Here is a 15,078-nt window from a genome sequence, read left to right on the forward strand (position 1 = left end):
AAAGTGTGGCATTTGGTACTTTGTGGCACTTGTGGCATTGGAGTGCCACAAAATTAAAAACATAAAATACTGATTATCAATTAGTTAAACCCCTTGTGGCACTTTTTGTGCTGTGGCACGCCACACAAGTATAAAAAGAAAAAATCATTCAAAATGAACATAGAATTTTTGATAGAAATGTATCGCAAGAAAGACAAGAAACGCAAACGTGCTTTGTGGGAGCTTTTTGATACTACAATCAAATTACCAGCTTCATTAGCGTTCATTGCTGATACAATAAATAAAGAATTACAGGTTGATAATCTCGTATCTGAATCCGACATAAAGTATTGTAGATTTTATTTTATGGATAAAGTAAAATCCAATATTGCAGCGAAAGACAAGCCTAAGATTTCTAATAGTCCAAAATCAAATACATCACTCAGTGATATTGATTGGACTGACCCAGATGAAATAAATAATCCCAAAACCGTTAAATCCAAATTTTCAAAATAATGAAACAATTACATTTTATAGTACAAGCAAAAGGTGGCGTAGGTAAAAGTATGCTAACCTATTTATTGGGACTCGCTAAGGACGCTGATAAAAATCAATCTCTTTTTGTCGATGTGGATAGTTCCACGCAAACATCTACCAGACAGCTTAAATTTTTGGGAGAGAACCGTATGGAAACCCTCTCATTATTGAATGACAAAGAAGTTTTGGTAAGAGATAATCTTGTGTCTTATCTTGAAAGTATTGTAAATCTACCTTTCAATAATGTCTTTTTTGATTTTGGAGCTCCCGAAAGTGAACAAGTCCCAGCCTTAATTGACAGAGATTTGCCGCTAAAAGAATTTATGGAAGAATTGGGGTTTAATGCTCATTTTCATTTGGTCATCGGAGGTGGTGGTGCTTATAAATCGTCGGTGGACTACATGAAGAAAATTTTGAAATCGTTGAATGGCGATTTTGATGTAACGATTTGGAAGAGCATTACAACTTTTAATAACTTTCAAAATTTAGCCGAAGAGTTGTCTGAAAATTGCAAAAAAATGAATCTACCACTAAGGCAATTTGCAGATTTTGACCCAAGTTCAAATTTGGGAAGTCAAATTTTAGACGGTGTAAGAAAAGGCTATTCATTGAGTGATTATCAAACAGGGGCGAGATTAAGATTGAAGAAAGAATTAACCGAAAATTTCAAAGATGAGATCCAAAATTAGTCAAGATGAACTCAATAAAATTAAGGCTGAATTACTGGTTAGACACAACTACCAAGCGGATGAATTTAGTATCGTTTTGGTGGACACAATCCAAGATAATTTCGCAAAAGTAGTTGAGAGTCTAAATGCTTCGACAGAAGTGACAAGGGAAATTGTACAGGCTATTCAAAAACAGATTAAGCCTGTACAATTGACTACCAAAGGGCAAGCGTTCTGGCTTTATTTTGTGCCAACTTTTGCCTTTACAATTTTCGCAGGAATTTTACTATGGGTAGGGTACGTTTATTACGATTTTGGGCAGAGATTTAAGTATTACAAATACGCTGATGAGATTGAACAATTGCTTGAAAAATCTGAGATTCAATCTGATAAATTGGACAATAAATATATTGTTTTGAAACCAGCAATTACCTTAAAAAATGCGAAGGTTGGGAAGCACTATTTTTATTCCCCAATTGTAAAATCAATAATAGTACCCATTTCAAAGGCTGATTAAACATGATTTAGGCTATTTTATAACCAATTAGACTATTTTCAAACTGATTGAAACCAATTCAAACCAATTAGGCTTTTTTCGACTTTTTTCAAATTCCACTATATTTTCAATGCGGAAGTAGGGGCAAGTTATGTTTTGGTGTACCCCAAAACCCTTGCCATTTACAATGGAGTTTATTCGCCTTTGGCTCATATTTTTTAAAGCAATGGAAAACTTAAATTCAGAAGAAAAAATCAATAAAATTGGTCGCCCTTTGCTGCCAGAATCTGAGAAAAAGGTGCAGTTTAAATTCAAGATTTCGCCTACTGAAAAAGCAAAACTGAGAAAGGAGAATTTACGAGTAAAGCCCAATACTCCTTTCTCAGTTTTCATTCGAGAAAAACTTTTGGGAGAAGAAAGTATCATATTTTCAATGGCTGAAATTGATGCAGAAACCCGTAAACTTTTGATTGATTCAAGTCGTTTGGCGAGTGCTTTTATTCTTATGGCAAAGAGTAAGGATGTACCCTATTTACAATCAAATGATTTCAAAAAAGACTCTGAGAATATTCGTTTGGCAGTTCAAGGAATTTATAAAAAGATTACGGAATTGACTAAATCTGGAATGTACTTAATTAAGATTAAAGACGTTTCAGACCGATTGAAAACCATCGTTGAAGACCTTAATTCAGAGGAAAAATTGGGTGAAAATATGGCTATCAAAAGGATTGGCGAAGAGCAAGAACAATTAGAAAAATTGTATCAAGAAATTATCAAAAAGCAAAAATGATTGGAAAGAAAGTTGGACGAAGTAGTGGCTTTAAAGGTCGCATCGAATATTGTATTAATGATAAGCAGGAAAGCATCAGAGGTGAGTTAGTGGGTATCTCCGACTCCTTACAAATGGCGATGAATAGCGAGACAGAAATCAATATTTCAATGGCAAATGAGATGATGCAATCACAAGCTAATTTAAACAGTAGAGTGAAAAAACCGTGCTGGCATCAAATCTTTTCATTCCCACATAATGAACGCCCAAGCAACGAAATCTTAGCAGCAATCAGTGAAGAATTTGCTGAAGAGTTTGGTTTCAATCAGTGGTTATCTGTCAAGCATGACGATAAGAAACACTTACACATTCACTTCATCGGAAACATCGTTGATGAAAATGGTAAAGTTTCAGTAAAAGACAGTAATGACCATTACAGAATTGTTGATTTTGCTCATAAAATGGAGGAAAAATATCATCTGACTCCCACAGAGGGAATCCGAGAAGATAAAAAGGATAGCTTGAAAAACGACCATGCTCAAAAAATTAAGAAATTTATTGATTTAGGAATTCAAAATCCCAAGGTCAAAAATCTTGAAGATTTACAAAAGAGCTTAACTAAGGTAGGCATAAAATCTTTCACTGGGCGAGGAATAACGTTTGTCGATAAATCCACAGGGGTAAAAACCAAAGGCAGCGATTTAGGACGTGATTACTCCAAACAAAAGATTGAAGAACGAATCCAAGAACAAGTCCAAATTCGACAGCTCGAAAGTGAACATATCCCTAAAAAATCAGAAGATGAGTTGAAAGAAGAAAATCAAGGGAATATTTTGAAGGAAAAAGAGCAATTTGAAAAAGCTACCACGTTGAAAATCAAGACTCCTCAAAGTGGTCATGCAAATGTAAATGATGCTGAATTAGTAAAAGATATACGCTCGAAAGAAGAGAAGAAGAAAGACCAGCAAAGGCGAATGGGTGGAATGAGTCTATAATTTATTCTGACAGAGCCTCGAACACAAATTATGTATATTTTCTACTTCTAATCCTTCAAAATATTCTTTGATAGGGTTTACGAGTGCGACAAACTTGAAAATTTTATCCATAGATTCGTTAGAGCCTTTACTTTACATATCTCAAATACTTTTCCCTAATAACCAATATTCAAATCCACACTAAATCCCCTATCTTGCAAAGAAATTATAATACCCAAATTTTTTCAAATGCAATCACTTCAAAAAACTACCTCTCAATCGCTATCCCAAATTGGAGAAAACATCCTAATTGAAACGCAAACGACTGATTATGAAACTCGTATCAATAGAGACAGACCTGCTTGCTTTGTGTTTTTAATTGACCAAAGTGGTAGTATGAAGGACAATTGGGGTGGCGATACTTCAAAATCAAAAGCTGAAATGGTGGCTTTGTACGTTAATAATGCCATCAATGAGCTTATCAACGCTTGCCAAAAAACCGAAGCTGAACCACGCCACTATTTTGATATTTCGGTGATTGGTTATGGTCAAAAATCAAAAGAAGCTCAAATTTTATGGGAAGGTAATCTCGCTGGTAAAACCTTTGTTTCGCCCGCAGAATTGAAACAAAATCCTACAGGCAATAATGGTGAAATTGAAGTAGTTAGGCGGACTTTCAAGGGCGAAACCAAAGTGAAAATACCCGTAGTTTACTGGTTTTCGCCCGTGGCAGCATCGCTTACGCCCATGGGGAGTGCTTTTGATAAATGCACCGAAATCTTGAATGATTGGACGAGCCAACACGCCAACAGTTTTCCGCCCATTGTTATCAATATTACCGATGGCGAGCAAACGGATTGCCAACCTGACCAATTATTAGAAAAAGCCTACCAATTACGCCAAACCAAAACTCATTACGGCAAAACACTTTTATTTAACGTTCATATTTCTGCCTCAACGGAGCAATCGGTTGTTTTTCCAGAAAGTATGGACGAATTACCGCAAAATAAACAGTCTCGTTTGCTTTATGATATGAGTAGTATGTTGCCGCTGGCGTTTAAACAACGGATTGCTACGGAGGTGAAAAAGACGGATTTAAGAGAAAGTACCGAATACGTGGCAATGACTTTTCAAGCCTCGGTGAGTGATATGATTAAGTGCTTAGACATTGGCACAAAAACCATTAAAACCAATTAATAGATGCTCCCTACTACCCAAGAATACAAAATATCGCTCATGATTGGGCAGGACTCTTTCCGTACTTTGGAAAGCGTGGAAGTGATACCCAACCCCAATTATCCCGATGAACCTTGGTACTCTACGGGTGGTTTGGCGATTGTTTTTAAGCTAAAACTCCAAGACAAACTCTATGCCCTCAAATGTTTTTATACCGAAGCCAACGAACGCCAAGAACGTTTGGGACTCATTGCGGCATACCTCAAACAAAACCCTTCTCCGTATTTTGTGGATTTTACTTACCTCGAAGATGAACTTTGGGTAGAAACCGACAACGACGAAGGACAAGGCTACCCCGTGGTTTTGATGGAATGGGTTGAGGGCAAAACCTTAGATAATTATTTGGAACAAATTTGTACCCAAAACAATACGCCCGCCCTCAAAAACCTCTATTTTCAGTTTTGTAATTTGGCTTGGTGGCTGCAACAACAACCCATTGCCCACGGGGATATAAAGCACGATAATTTGATTGTTACGCCCGATGGAAAACTAAAACTGATTGACTACGATGGCGTATTTGTACCCGCCTTGCGTGGACGAAAAGCCAACGAAATGGGTAGCCCTTGTTACCAGCACCCCAAAAGAGATGCTTATTTTTTTGATAAAAACTTGGATGATTTCAGTTTGTTGGTTCTGCAAATAACGCTTTTAGCTTTACAGCACCAACCCAAACTTTTTAATGAACACTACAACGGTGACGGCATTATTTTGAAAGATACCGACTACCAAAACTTTGCCCAAAGCTCGATAAAGACCATTTTGTGGCAATTACCCGAAGTAAAAATACCGCTATTGTTAAGCCAATTACAGGGAAATCTAAATAATTTAAGTACGATTGATTTAATGCCTTTGTTGCAGGATGTGGCTTGGATTAATTGGTTGGTTGATGGGCAGAGGGATGGGAAATTGGAGTTTGAGAGGGAGAGATTGAAGGAGCTGGTTTTGAGTGATGAGCGGTGGAGAAAATTGTTTGTTTATCAAGTTTCACGTAAATATTCTTTGAATGAAAAATTGATTGACAAATATAAAGATAAATGGGATTGGGATTATTTAAGTTCAAACATATCCTTATCTTGTTCTATTGAATTAATAGAGAAATATGAAGATAAGTGGGATTGGGGTTATTTAAGTCAAAATAAATCTTTACTTTGGTCAGAAAAATTGATTAAAAATTACTATAATAAATGGGATCACACCAATTTAAGTCGAAATGAAGCATTACCATGGTCAATCAAGTTTATTCAGAATTATGTAGAGAATAGTACTGAATGGAGTTGGTATTCTCTAAGTCAAAATGAAGGTTTACCTTGGTCATTGGAATTAGTAGAAATGTATGAAAATAAATGGGATTGGGAAATGTTAGGCGGAAACAAATCTTTGCCTTGGTCAATTGAACTAATTGAAAAGTATATAAACAAATGGGATTGGGGGTATTTATGTCGTAATGAAGGGATAAATTGGACTATTAATTTAATTGAGATGTATGAGTCCAAAATAAGCCGTCATGGAAAGAAGCGGACTGGATGGGGTGGGTTAAGTAGTAATGATACTTTGTCTTGGTCACTTGAATTAATTCTTAAATATGAAAATAAATGGAGTTGGGGTCCTGACGGGTATCTTTTAGGATTTGGTGGATTCAGTACAAATGTTTCTCTACCATGGTCAGTAGATTTAATTCAGAAATACATCAATAAATGGAATTGGTTTTCTTTAAGCAAAAACCCATCCTTACCTTGGTGTTTAGATTTAATTAAAACATTTGAAATACATTGGAAATGGTCATGTTTAAGTGAAAACGTATCATTACCTTGGTCTTTTGAATTAATTGAAGAATATGAAAGTAAATGGAATTGGGAAAAATTAAGTGACAATAATGCTTTACCATGGTCTTTTGAGTTAATAGAAAAATATGAAAATAAATGGGACTGGGAAAAATTATGTTGGAATAAATCTTTACCATGGTCTATCGAATTAACTAAAAAATATATGGGTAAATTTGATTGGTATCATTTAAGATGGAATAATGCTATATATGAAAGAGTATTTCAACCTTTATTAAATGATGAGTTTATAGATGAGGTAATGGCTGAAATATGAGGTGGTTACTAATCAGAAATAGTTATGCCATATAACCGAAATTTGTTAAAATTTTGAAATGCGAATTTTGTTTTTGAAAATTTAGGGAAATAAAATAACAAGTATGGCAAATAAAATAGAACTTATTACCCTTCAAAACTATGTACTTGAAGTAGAACCTAACAAAGTTTTGTAAGATAGACAGCTTAGTTGGAGTCCAATAAACGACACTTGACTCTGACACAAAAATAAATCCACAAAATCCATTTATAAAATGAAAAATTTATTAGTAATAAGAGTATCATCGGATATTGAAGACGTTTCAATTAGTCAAATATATTCTTACGCAAGTCACTATAATATCAATGTGGAACACAAAGATGTAAAATCACTGGATGAAATTGAGAAAGCATTGAATTTGGGCATTAAATATGATTACTTGTACTTTGCAGGTCACGGCGACGAAACTTGCTTTACAGACAACGACCTGTTTATGACATCTTGGGTTGAGATTGGACAAGTTATTTGTAGGTCCTCATGTTTGGCAGAAAGAGCAATAGTTATGTTATACTGTTGTAAAGGCGGAATTAATACAGTTGCTTACCAATTATTTGCTGAATGCCCAAACATAGTGTATGTATGCGGAGCAAAACAGAATGTAATAAGTATAGACTTGATAATAGGTTTTAATGTCTTTATGTACAACGTAGAAAGAAGAAAAATTGATCCTGTTCTATCTGCAAATAAAGCAACTCTTGCAACAGAAATAAGGTTCGAGTGTTTTGATAGAGTCGATGTAGAGGCAAATCCATTATATTTTCATAAATACTGTAAGAACTGTCTTACCTCTGTTATAGCACATCCTGCGATATAAATAAGCGTATCTCCGTCCCGTGGATAGTATCCTTACCATCCATCGTGCGTTAGCAACTCGCTATTTAATTTTATCATAATTTATTGATAATCAAACACTTGCGTTTCTGACGCAAGATGAATGATAGGGTAAGAATCTATTGGGACGGAGTGGTTCTACAAGTCAATGAAGGTAAACTATCTGGTGAGAAAATCAGGCATAGAAACAAGATAGTGTTTTTTGGAAAATCGCAAATAATGAAAAGGCAATCAGCAAGTAATAGCAACAAGAAAAATTTACATTATATGGAAAGTTATCTATATCCAAAGGAAAAGCTTATTTCACTACTCTTAGAAAGAGAAACTCTTAAAGAAGGTGATGTTACTAAAATGGTAGTACCCGCTTTTTTAGCGAAAAAAATAGTTTCATTAATGTTAATAAAATGTGATTTAAATCATGTTGTACTATGTGCAAATGAAATTATTAAATTGGGAGAAACAGAAGTAAATAATAAATTAGTTGAAAAAAGTTTGTTTCATTCTTTGGTAGTTACGTATGCAAAATGTTTTAACTCAAATGAGGGAGGTTATGGTAGTTTAAATAAAAAAGACCTTTTTGATGAAAGTAATGAGGGAATTTTAGAAATTCATGAAAATATAATACAACTAAGAAATGAATTTATTGCTCATCGAGATGATACTGAAAATGAACAAGCCACAGTTTTTATTAATCTTCCCAAAGCAACAGATGAGTTTTATCTTACTATTTCAGCAGCAGTTCTTCAATGTCCTTCAAATGAGAATATTAGGAATTATTTACCTCTTTTTAATTTTTTGATGAGTAAAGTGGATGAAAAAATTAAAAAACAAGCTGATAAAGTAACACCTGCCTTTTTTAGGATGATAAATGAAATAGGAAATAAATATCTGCCAAAATTCGTCCTATGACTCTTTGGACTTTATTTCCTTAGTCGGTAGAACACTCTCCTACGTGGGACGGAGTGGTTCTACCAAATAAGGAATGAATTATTTAGAAGTATGGCTCAACCTTAAAACGAGCAAAAGGGTTACGCTCCCAAATTGCTGTTTTATAATTTTCAGCGTCTTCTCTTGAAGTAAACCCGTCCTTGCAAGTCTCTAATACTTTTTCGGGGGTAGTCATAGTAGTAAATAATGCTTCCGATGTTGTTGCTCCTGTACTTTTAAAAGGTTCATACTTAACAACTCTAAATTTTTGTACCATTGTTTTTGATTTTGTTTTTAACTTTTGTTTTTATAATAATGCTTGAATTTAGACTCAAAAAATATTACAAAAAAAATGTTCTTGGATTTTTATAGCATTAAACGATGTTCTCCTAAACTTTCTTAACTCAAATTATAAAAATCAAATATGAAATCAGAAGATAGAATAATAGCATTTATTGACATTTTAGGTTTCAAAGAACTCATAGAGTGTGCTGAGAAAACTAATGACTATACGAAAATTTCAAATGTAATTACTAAGTCCTCAAAGATATTTAGCGTATTAAATGCTACACAAGATTTTCAATTCACCCAATTTTCAGACTCTTTTGTACTAAGTTGTAAAAGTTTTAAAATGGATGATTCAATGTTTTTTATGATTCATCTACAAGAACTAATTAATCTATTTTTATCAGAAAATATACTTCTTCGAGGTGGCGTAACTATTGGTAAAGTAATACATACCAAAAAACTATTAATGGGAGTTGGAATGAATAGAGCTTATGAGCTTGAAAGCAAGTTCGCTAAATATCCAAGAGTGATTATCGAAAAAGATTTATTTGATTATTGGGAAACTTGCTTAAACGAATATAATGTCGAAAATATGTTTGAGGTTTCGGAAGATGATGATGGATTTTATTTTATGGATTATATAAATAAGAGTAATTTATCTCCTAAGTTTGATATGCTACTTAATAAATCCTACGAACTTTTGAATTCCAATAATCCAAGTTTAATTGAGAAAGGCGTTTGGTTAATTAAAAAACTTGAAAAGCATTTAAAAAATTCTGTTTAAAATTGATGATTTATCTTGCCCAAACCATTTCCAAAACCCACAATAGCCCATCACCCCTCCCAAACGAAGACCGTATTTGGGTAGAGCATCCTCATGTATGGGCATTGGCGGATGGTGCGGGCGGTACGGGTATTTTGTGTGGCGAGTGGGCGGAATTTCTACTAAAACATCTACCAGATGCTCCCATTCACACTTTTGAGAAATTTATTACTTGGTTAGAACCACTAACGGAGGCATTTGTCCAACAATATGAGCCATTAATGCAACAAGACGTTTTCCAACTCAAACGCTTTTATCAAGAAGGCAGTGCCAGTACCTTAGTGGCAGTTTGGCAAACAGAAAATGAATTTCATTGGCTTACTTTTGGAGATAGTCACGTGTTTTTTTATGCCAATAATCGTTTGGAAAGTTACCCTTTTCAAAGACCCGAACAACTTTCAGGAGGTACGCATTTACTCAATTGGTCGGTATTTCCCAACGAATTAGGCTTTCGGTCGGGTACAATTCCCAAAGATAAAGTTGTCTGTTTATTGGCAACCGATGCCATCAGCAAGCATATTTTAGAACATTATCAAAGCAATCCGAAGGGATTTAAAGTCTTTTTAAAAACCATTTCCAAAGCCCTCAAAAGCGAAGAAACCTTTTGGCAATACATCAAAAATAATCCAGACATCGAAGAAGACGATTATAGCCTCATTATCCTGTAACCATGAAAGCACATTTTAAAGGACTAAAACCACTCGTACTTGAACAAATTCAAACGGCACAATCAAGTATTCAGATTGCGGTAGCGTGGTTTACAGACCAAGACATTCTGAACTTACTCGTTTTCAAACGTCAGGCAGGCGTGCGGGTAATACTTGTACTTTCCAATGATTCCAAGAATTTTGATGAATCCTATTCCTTAGATTTTGATGGTTTCAAACAGATAGGCGGCAAACTCATTGTGGCGGATAAGGCTTTTATGCACCACAAATTTTGCATCATTGATAAGACTATTTTGCTAACAGGCTCGGCAAATTATACCTACAACGGATTCCATAAAAACAGCGAATCCATCATGCTGACCGACAATCAAGAGGCTATTGATGATTTTTTAAGACAATTTGAATTACTCACAAGCACACTCAATGAAGACGAAGGCGTGATTTTGTCGCCTTTGGTACAATCACTTCAAAATCAAATCAAATTGTCCAATGCTCAAATTAGTTGGTTAGAAATAGAGTTAGCAGAAGTTGAGAAACATATCCAATTGTACGAAGCCTCCTACCGAGTTCGATTTCAAACTATCATCGGTGAAATATTGTGGCTACAAAAAGTCATTCTCGAACGCAAAGCTAAATTAACGGAAAAGCCAGAAAGTAAACGCCAAGAACAAGAAGCCCAACAACGTTGGGAGTCGTTTCATGCAACTATTGAAGAAGATAATCAGACGATTGAGCAAGGAAATGATACAACTTTACAAGAAACGCTGAAACAATTATACCGAGAAGCTGTAAAACTTTGTCATCCAGATAGTCCATTGGTGAAGGAAGAATTCAAAGAAAAAGCACACCAAGTTTTCATAAAACTAAAAGCCGCCTACGACCAAAATAACCTGGAAGCTCTCCAAGAAATTTTGAACGAACTCAAATTAGGTATCGCCTTTGGAAACATGGACTTCACAGGCGTAGGAATGGACGAATTACAAGTATTTATTGAGCAATTAGTCAATAAAGTTCAGCAATTGGCAAGCCAATTATCAACCCTACAAAACGACCCACGTTATGTACTTCAAACGGGAGATTTAATTACCCTTGAAAACTATTTTGCTAAGGAAGAAATGGGTTTGATTGAGAGGAAACGGGTTTTGGAGGCTGAGAGTTTTTAGAAATTTGATAATTTATGATATTGATGTTTAGAAATTGTAAAATATTGGGATATTGGTAGAGAAATGGGTGGTGGATAATTTCATCGTAGATTGTGTGTGCAGTACAGACGTTTTGAATTGATTGAAGATTGAAAATTAAATATGGAAACGAATTTTGAATTGATTAATGCCATCAGAGAAATGGAAAAATCAAGAAAATTATTAGCCAAACAATACCTTAAAAGTTTTCAATCCGATGTCACTTTCATCATTGAAACTCAAAGTCATGACCAAAACAGGATAGAGCATTTATTGGATAATCTGTTAGATTATTGTTTTGATTCTGACATATTATTAGAGTTCAAAAGATTATTGAGATACTATTTATTAATTGACCCAAAGTGTGTGGTATCCTATATGAAATTTTATCGAAATAAGTATAATATTGATTATCAAGTAGATATGAATTAATAGCAAAAAATGTTTATCAAAAAATAAATTATAAAAAATTTACACTTAGTGTTAATTAAAACCCTAATTTTGCAAATGAATATTACCTTCTCCAAAAATAAACTCCAAAAACTTGCCAATGATGACCGTCTATCCAAAAAAGAATTAGGAGAGTTAAGAGCTACAAAACTTAAACTTAGACTTTCGCAGCTTGCCAGTGCCGATACCTTAGAGGATGTTCGACATTTAGCAGGACATTATCATGAACTCAAAAATGACAGAAAAGGTCAATGGGCTTGCGATCTTGACCAACCTTATCGTCTTATTTTTGAACCCCATGAAGTCCCAATTCCAACCAATGAAGATGGACAATATATTTGGATAGAAATTGTTGGAGTAGAAATTATAGAGATTGTAAATTATCACTGAGTTGCATTATAATTCCTTTGACTCCCCAAACTGTTACTTTGAAATCCTTTACAAACACCACCGCAAAACCATGTCAAAGCCAAATCAATACTTCCCTCAGTCAGTGGCTCACGCTGGCGAAACATTAGAAGAAAAACTAAACGAATTAAAAATGGGTCCCAAAGAATTTGCCGTTAGAACAGGGAAACCAGAAAAAACAATAACGGCAATATTAAAAGGAGAAAGTGCCATTACACCCGACATGGCAGTATTATTTGAAAGCGTTTTAAAAATTCCTGCCCGTTTTTGGCTCAATACACAACAAAAATATGATGAATATATAGCCAGAGAAAAACGTAAATCTGTTCTTGCAGAAGAAGTAGAATGGGCAAAAAAATTTCCTTTAAAAGATTTATCTAAATTAGGGTTGATTACTTTCACACACACAGATAGAGTAGCTCAAAAAAATGAATTGCTCCAATTTTTTGGTGTAGCTTCACCAAAGGCTTGGGAAAATTATTACTTAGACCAGCAATTAAAATCGGCTTTTAGAATTTCATTATCACATACAAAAGAGCCATACGCCATTTCAGCATGGTTAAGAATTGGAGAATTATTAGCAAAAAAATTAGAAGCACCAGTATATTCAGAAAAGGCTTTTAAAGCTATTTTGCCTGAATTAAAGGAAATTATGAGAATACAACCTGATGATTTTGCTGAACAGTTGCAAGATAAATGTTTGTCGGTAGGTGTAAAAGTTGTATTTGTTCCTTGTTTGTCAAAAGCTCCAAATCATGGGGCAACTCGTTGGATTGGAGATACACCAATTATACAATTATCGGGGCGACAAAAGCAAAATGACATTTTTTGGTTTACATTTTTCCATGAAGTAGGTCATATTCTATTACATGGGAAAAACGATATTTTCATTGAGTCAATTGACTATTCTGAGACAGATAAAATCAAAGAACTTGAAGCTGATAACTACGCAATAAAATTGACCTTTTCGGAAGCGGAAGAGAAGATAGTATTGGATAATTTTCCACTTACGGAGCAAAAAGCGACTGTATTTGCTGAAAGATTTGGAACTCATCCTGCCATGATTGTTGGTCGGTTTCAGCATAAAAAAATGATTCCTTATTATTTTGGAAAACACTTTTTTGTTCCGATTGATTTGAAAGATTGTTAAACATTATAATAAGCCCAAGACTATTCATAAATCCTAATCGTCATGCCATTTTACAAAGATTTAGTTTTGTCAAGTAAGGTTGAAACAGCCATTGATAAACTTAAAAAAGAAGAACGTATTCGCATCATTCAAGGTATTATTTCGTTACGAGAAGGATTAGCAAAAGAGATTCCCACGAGAACTCAAAATGATAGCCTTTTACTTGCTACGTGGAATATTAGAGAATTTGCTCCCAAAAATAAAGGAGGAGCAAGATTAATAGATACCTATTTTTATATTGCTGAAATTATCAGTGCTTATGATTTGGTGGCAGTACAAGAGGTTCGTGATGATTTGGCAGCTCTTCAACAAGTAATGCGTATTTTGGGAAGTGATTGGCAATGTATTTTTACGGATGTTTCCGATACTAAAAATGGTGGAAATTCAGAGCGAATGGCTTTTATTTTCGATACTCGTAAAGTCAAATTGAGTGGATTGAGCGGCGAAATTGTTTTACGTCCAGACAAAATACAGTTTGCAAGAACTCCTTTTATGTGTGGTTTTAAATCAGGTTGGACAGATTTTGTACTTGCTACTGTACATATTTATTACGGAGACAGTGTTCCAGAAGACCCAAGACGTTTACAAGAAATTAAAGATTTAGCGGAATTTATTAAAACTCGGAGTGAAAAGGATTCGTCATTTACGAAAAATTGGATTGCTTTGGGAGATTTTAATATCTTCAAAAAGACAGATGCAACCATGAAAGCTCTTGACGATGCTGGATTTAAAGTGCCAACAGCATTGGCGAAAGACAACATTCCTGGCAGTAATGTTACCAAAGACAAATACTATGACCAAATAGCTTTCAAGGTCGATGAAGAAAGATTTAAAGCAAGAGAAAAAGCGGGAATTTTTGATTTTTATCAGTACGTTTTCAAAGATTCAGATGAAGCAACTTATAAGCCATATATGCCCCAAGAAAGTAAATATAAAATGTGGCGAACCTTCCAAATGTCAGACCATTTACCAATGTGGGTAGAAATAAAGATAGATTATTCAACAGAATATCTGAAGGGAAAATTGAAAGATACTTTTGGGGTTGTAGTGTAAGGAATATCACAAGATATAAGCTGAATATCATTTTGTTGATTTTTGTCGCAAATATTTATCATTTTTACGACAAAGTGGGGTCTATGAGCCTTAATACAGACAAAAGCCCTCATTGAAGAAGCAATAATCCTCTCTTCAATGAGGGCTTTTTACTTACTCAAACAAGCACTCCATCGTTACCACATTTTCAATCTCTGAGTCATTGTAGGAAGTATTATCAATGCCAAAAGTTGTGATAAGCGTATTGAAAACGCTATGCTTTGTTCCACTTAATTCTCTAAACCTACTTCGTTTTTCTCGGAGGCTATTTGACAGTTTTTCATTTAATTTGATTGGGGCATTATAAAACTTGACTTCGCATAAATTAACAGCGTTTTCTGCCCGACTTATGAGCATATCTATCTGAAAATCAATTGATTGGTTATTTTCTGGAAAAATTTAATTTGGCGGAATCTATGTTTATTT

At 34.5% G+C, this 15,078-nt stretch carries 18 protein-coding genes; 16 read left to right on the top strand and 2 right to left on the bottom strand.

Annotated elements, in window-relative coordinates:
- Positions 1 to 153: 153 nt before the first annotated feature.
- From AC1W31_RS02055 to AC1W31_RS02095, 9 genes are all read left to right on the top strand, one after another.
- Complete coding sequence (locus AC1W31_RS02055) at positions 154 to 495, top strand: hypothetical protein (protein ID WP_481732732.1); 342 nt, start codon at positions 154 to 156, stop codon at positions 493 to 495.
- Complete coding sequence (locus AC1W31_RS02060) at positions 495 to 1,205, top strand: nucleotide-binding protein (RefSeq protein WP_481732733.1); 711 nt, start codon at positions 495 to 497, stop codon at positions 1,203 to 1,205. Before AC1W31_RS02055 ends, AC1W31_RS02060 begins: the two co-directional genes overlap by 1 nt.
- Positions 1,189 to 1,701 (top strand): hypothetical protein, encoded by a 513-nt coding sequence (locus AC1W31_RS02065; RefSeq protein WP_481732734.1) that lies wholly within the window; start codon positions 1,189 to 1,191, stop codon positions 1,699 to 1,701. Before AC1W31_RS02060 ends, AC1W31_RS02065 begins: the two co-directional genes overlap by 17 nt.
- Before the next feature lie 205 nt (positions 1,702 to 1,906).
- Entirely contained in the window at positions 1,907 to 2,470 is a 564-nt protein-coding gene (locus tag AC1W31_RS02070) for a hypothetical protein (protein WP_481732735.1), read from the top strand.
- A complete protein-coding gene (locus AC1W31_RS02075) occupies positions 2,467 to 3,444 on the top strand; it encodes a relaxase/mobilization nuclease domain-containing protein (protein WP_481732736.1) in 978 nt (325 codons plus the stop codon). Before AC1W31_RS02070 ends, AC1W31_RS02075 begins: the two co-directional genes overlap by 4 nt.
- Positions 3,445 to 3,672: 228 nt before the next feature.
- Complete coding sequence (locus AC1W31_RS02080) at positions 3,673 to 4,620, top strand: hypothetical protein (protein WP_481732737.1); 948 nt, start codon at positions 3,673 to 3,675, stop codon at positions 4,618 to 4,620.
- Positions 4,621 to 4,623: 3 nt separating this feature from the next.
- On the top strand, positions 4,624 to 6,756 hold the full coding sequence (locus AC1W31_RS02085) for a protein kinase domain-containing protein (RefSeq protein ID WP_481732738.1): 2,133 nt from the start codon (positions 4,624 to 4,626) through the stop codon (positions 6,754 to 6,756).
- A gap of 253 nt (positions 6,757 to 7,009) precedes the next feature.
- Positions 7,010 to 7,609 carry a hypothetical protein gene (locus AC1W31_RS02090; protein WP_481732739.1) on the top strand — a complete coding sequence of 200 codons (600 nt, stop codon included), beginning with the start codon at positions 7,010 to 7,012 and terminating at the stop codon, positions 7,607 to 7,609.
- Positions 7,610 to 7,845: 236 nt separating this feature from the next.
- A complete protein-coding gene (locus AC1W31_RS02095) occupies positions 7,846 to 8,535 on the top strand; it encodes a hypothetical protein (RefSeq protein ID WP_481732740.1) in 690 nt (229 codons plus the stop codon).
- 82 nt (positions 8,536 to 8,617) lie between these two features.
- Here the strand turns inward: AC1W31_RS02095 and AC1W31_RS02100 are convergent, their stop codons facing one another.
- Positions 8,618 to 8,830 carry a hypothetical protein gene (locus AC1W31_RS02100; protein ID WP_481732741.1) on the bottom strand — a complete coding sequence of 71 codons (213 nt, stop codon included), beginning with the start codon at positions 8,828 to 8,830 and terminating at the stop codon, positions 8,618 to 8,620.
- Positions 8,831 to 8,977: 147 nt separating this feature from the next.
- Between AC1W31_RS02100 and AC1W31_RS02105 the strand changes: the two genes are divergently transcribed.
- The 7 genes from AC1W31_RS02105 (at position 8,978) to AC1W31_RS02135 (ending at position 14,613) form a co-directional block, all read left to right on the top strand.
- The gene (locus AC1W31_RS02105; RefSeq protein ID WP_481732742.1) at positions 8,978 to 9,625 is read left to right on the top strand and encodes a hypothetical protein; all 648 of its coding nucleotides are present in this window, start codon (positions 8,978 to 8,980) and stop codon (positions 9,623 to 9,625) included.
- 5 nt (positions 9,626 to 9,630) lie between these two features.
- Entirely contained in the window at positions 9,631 to 10,332 is a 702-nt protein-coding gene (locus AC1W31_RS02110; protein ID WP_481732743.1) for a hypothetical protein, read from the top strand.
- 2 nt (positions 10,333 to 10,334) lie between these two features.
- A complete protein-coding gene (locus AC1W31_RS02115) occupies positions 10,335 to 11,495 on the top strand; it encodes a phospholipase D-like domain-containing protein (RefSeq protein ID WP_481732744.1) in 1,161 nt (386 codons plus the stop codon).
- Positions 11,496 to 11,636: 141 nt separating this feature from the next.
- A complete protein-coding gene (locus AC1W31_RS02120; protein WP_481732745.1) occupies positions 11,637 to 11,945 on the top strand; it encodes a hypothetical protein in 309 nt (102 codons plus the stop codon).
- A 75-nt stretch (positions 11,946 to 12,020) separates the two neighbouring features.
- Positions 12,021 to 12,353 (top strand): type II toxin-antitoxin system RelE/ParE family toxin, encoded by a 333-nt coding sequence (locus AC1W31_RS02125; RefSeq protein ID WP_481732746.1) that lies wholly within the window; start codon positions 12,021 to 12,023, stop codon positions 12,351 to 12,353.
- 70 nt (positions 12,354 to 12,423) lie between these two features.
- The gene (locus AC1W31_RS02130) at positions 12,424 to 13,521 is read left to right on the top strand and encodes a HigA family addiction module antitoxin (protein ID WP_481732747.1); all 1,098 of its coding nucleotides are present in this window, start codon (positions 12,424 to 12,426) and stop codon (positions 13,519 to 13,521) included.
- 42 nt (positions 13,522 to 13,563) lie between these two features.
- A complete protein-coding gene (locus AC1W31_RS02135; protein ID WP_481732748.1) occupies positions 13,564 to 14,613 on the top strand; it encodes an endonuclease/exonuclease/phosphatase family protein in 1,050 nt (349 codons plus the stop codon).
- A gap of 153 nt (positions 14,614 to 14,766) precedes the next feature.
- Here the strand turns inward: AC1W31_RS02135 and AC1W31_RS02140 are convergent, their stop codons facing one another.
- Positions 14,767 to 15,009 (bottom strand): hypothetical protein, encoded by a 243-nt coding sequence (locus AC1W31_RS02140; RefSeq protein ID WP_481732749.1) that lies wholly within the window; start codon positions 15,007 to 15,009, stop codon positions 14,767 to 14,769.
- Between the last annotated feature and the right edge of the window lie 69 nt (positions 15,010 to 15,078).

The organism is Arcicella sp. (assembly GCF_964672035.1).

Excerpts from the sequence above, each read along its gene's own strand:
- AC1W31_RS02055 (WP_481732732.1), top strand. The coding sequence starts at position 154 with ATGAACATAGAATTTTTGATAGAAATGTATCGCAAGAAAGACAAGAAA.
- AC1W31_RS02060 (WP_481732733.1), top strand. The coding sequence starts at position 495 with ATGAAACAATTACATTTTATAGTACAAGCAAAAGGTGGCGTAGGTAAA.
- AC1W31_RS02065 (WP_481732734.1), top strand. The coding sequence starts at position 1,189 with ATGAGATCCAAAATTAGTCAAGATGAACTCAATAAAATTAAGGCTGAA.
- AC1W31_RS02070 (WP_481732735.1), top strand. The coding sequence starts at position 1,907 with ATGGAAAACTTAAATTCAGAAGAAAAAATCAATAAAATTGGTCGCCCT.
- AC1W31_RS02075 (WP_481732736.1), top strand. The coding sequence starts at position 2,467 with ATGATTGGAAAGAAAGTTGGACGAAGTAGTGGCTTTAAAGGTCGCATC.
- AC1W31_RS02080 (WP_481732737.1), top strand. The coding sequence starts at position 3,673 with ATGCAATCACTTCAAAAAACTACCTCTCAATCGCTATCCCAAATTGGA.
- AC1W31_RS02085 (WP_481732738.1), top strand. The coding sequence starts at position 4,624 with ATGCTCCCTACTACCCAAGAATACAAAATATCGCTCATGATTGGGCAG.
- AC1W31_RS02090 (WP_481732739.1), top strand. The coding sequence starts at position 7,010 with ATGAAAAATTTATTAGTAATAAGAGTATCATCGGATATTGAAGACGTT.
- AC1W31_RS02095 (WP_481732740.1), top strand. The coding sequence starts at position 7,846 with ATGAAAAGGCAATCAGCAAGTAATAGCAACAAGAAAAATTTACATTAT.
- AC1W31_RS02100 (WP_481732741.1), bottom strand. The coding sequence starts at position 8,830 with ATGGTACAAAAATTTAGAGTTGTTAAGTATGAACCTTTTAAAAGTACA.
- AC1W31_RS02105 (WP_481732742.1), top strand. The coding sequence starts at position 8,978 with ATGAAATCAGAAGATAGAATAATAGCATTTATTGACATTTTAGGTTTC.
- AC1W31_RS02110 (WP_481732743.1), top strand. The coding sequence starts at position 9,631 with ATGATTTATCTTGCCCAAACCATTTCCAAAACCCACAATAGCCCATCA.
- AC1W31_RS02115 (WP_481732744.1), top strand. The coding sequence starts at position 10,335 with ATGAAAGCACATTTTAAAGGACTAAAACCACTCGTACTTGAACAAATT.
- AC1W31_RS02120 (WP_481732745.1), top strand. The coding sequence starts at position 11,637 with ATGGAAACGAATTTTGAATTGATTAATGCCATCAGAGAAATGGAAAAA.
- AC1W31_RS02125 (WP_481732746.1), top strand. The coding sequence starts at position 12,021 with ATGAATATTACCTTCTCCAAAAATAAACTCCAAAAACTTGCCAATGAT.
- AC1W31_RS02130 (WP_481732747.1), top strand. The coding sequence starts at position 12,424 with ATGTCAAAGCCAAATCAATACTTCCCTCAGTCAGTGGCTCACGCTGGC.
- AC1W31_RS02135 (WP_481732748.1), top strand. The coding sequence starts at position 13,564 with ATGCCATTTTACAAAGATTTAGTTTTGTCAAGTAAGGTTGAAACAGCC.
- AC1W31_RS02140 (WP_481732749.1), bottom strand. The coding sequence starts at position 15,009 with ATGCTCATAAGTCGGGCAGAAAACGCTGTTAATTTATGCGAAGTCAAG.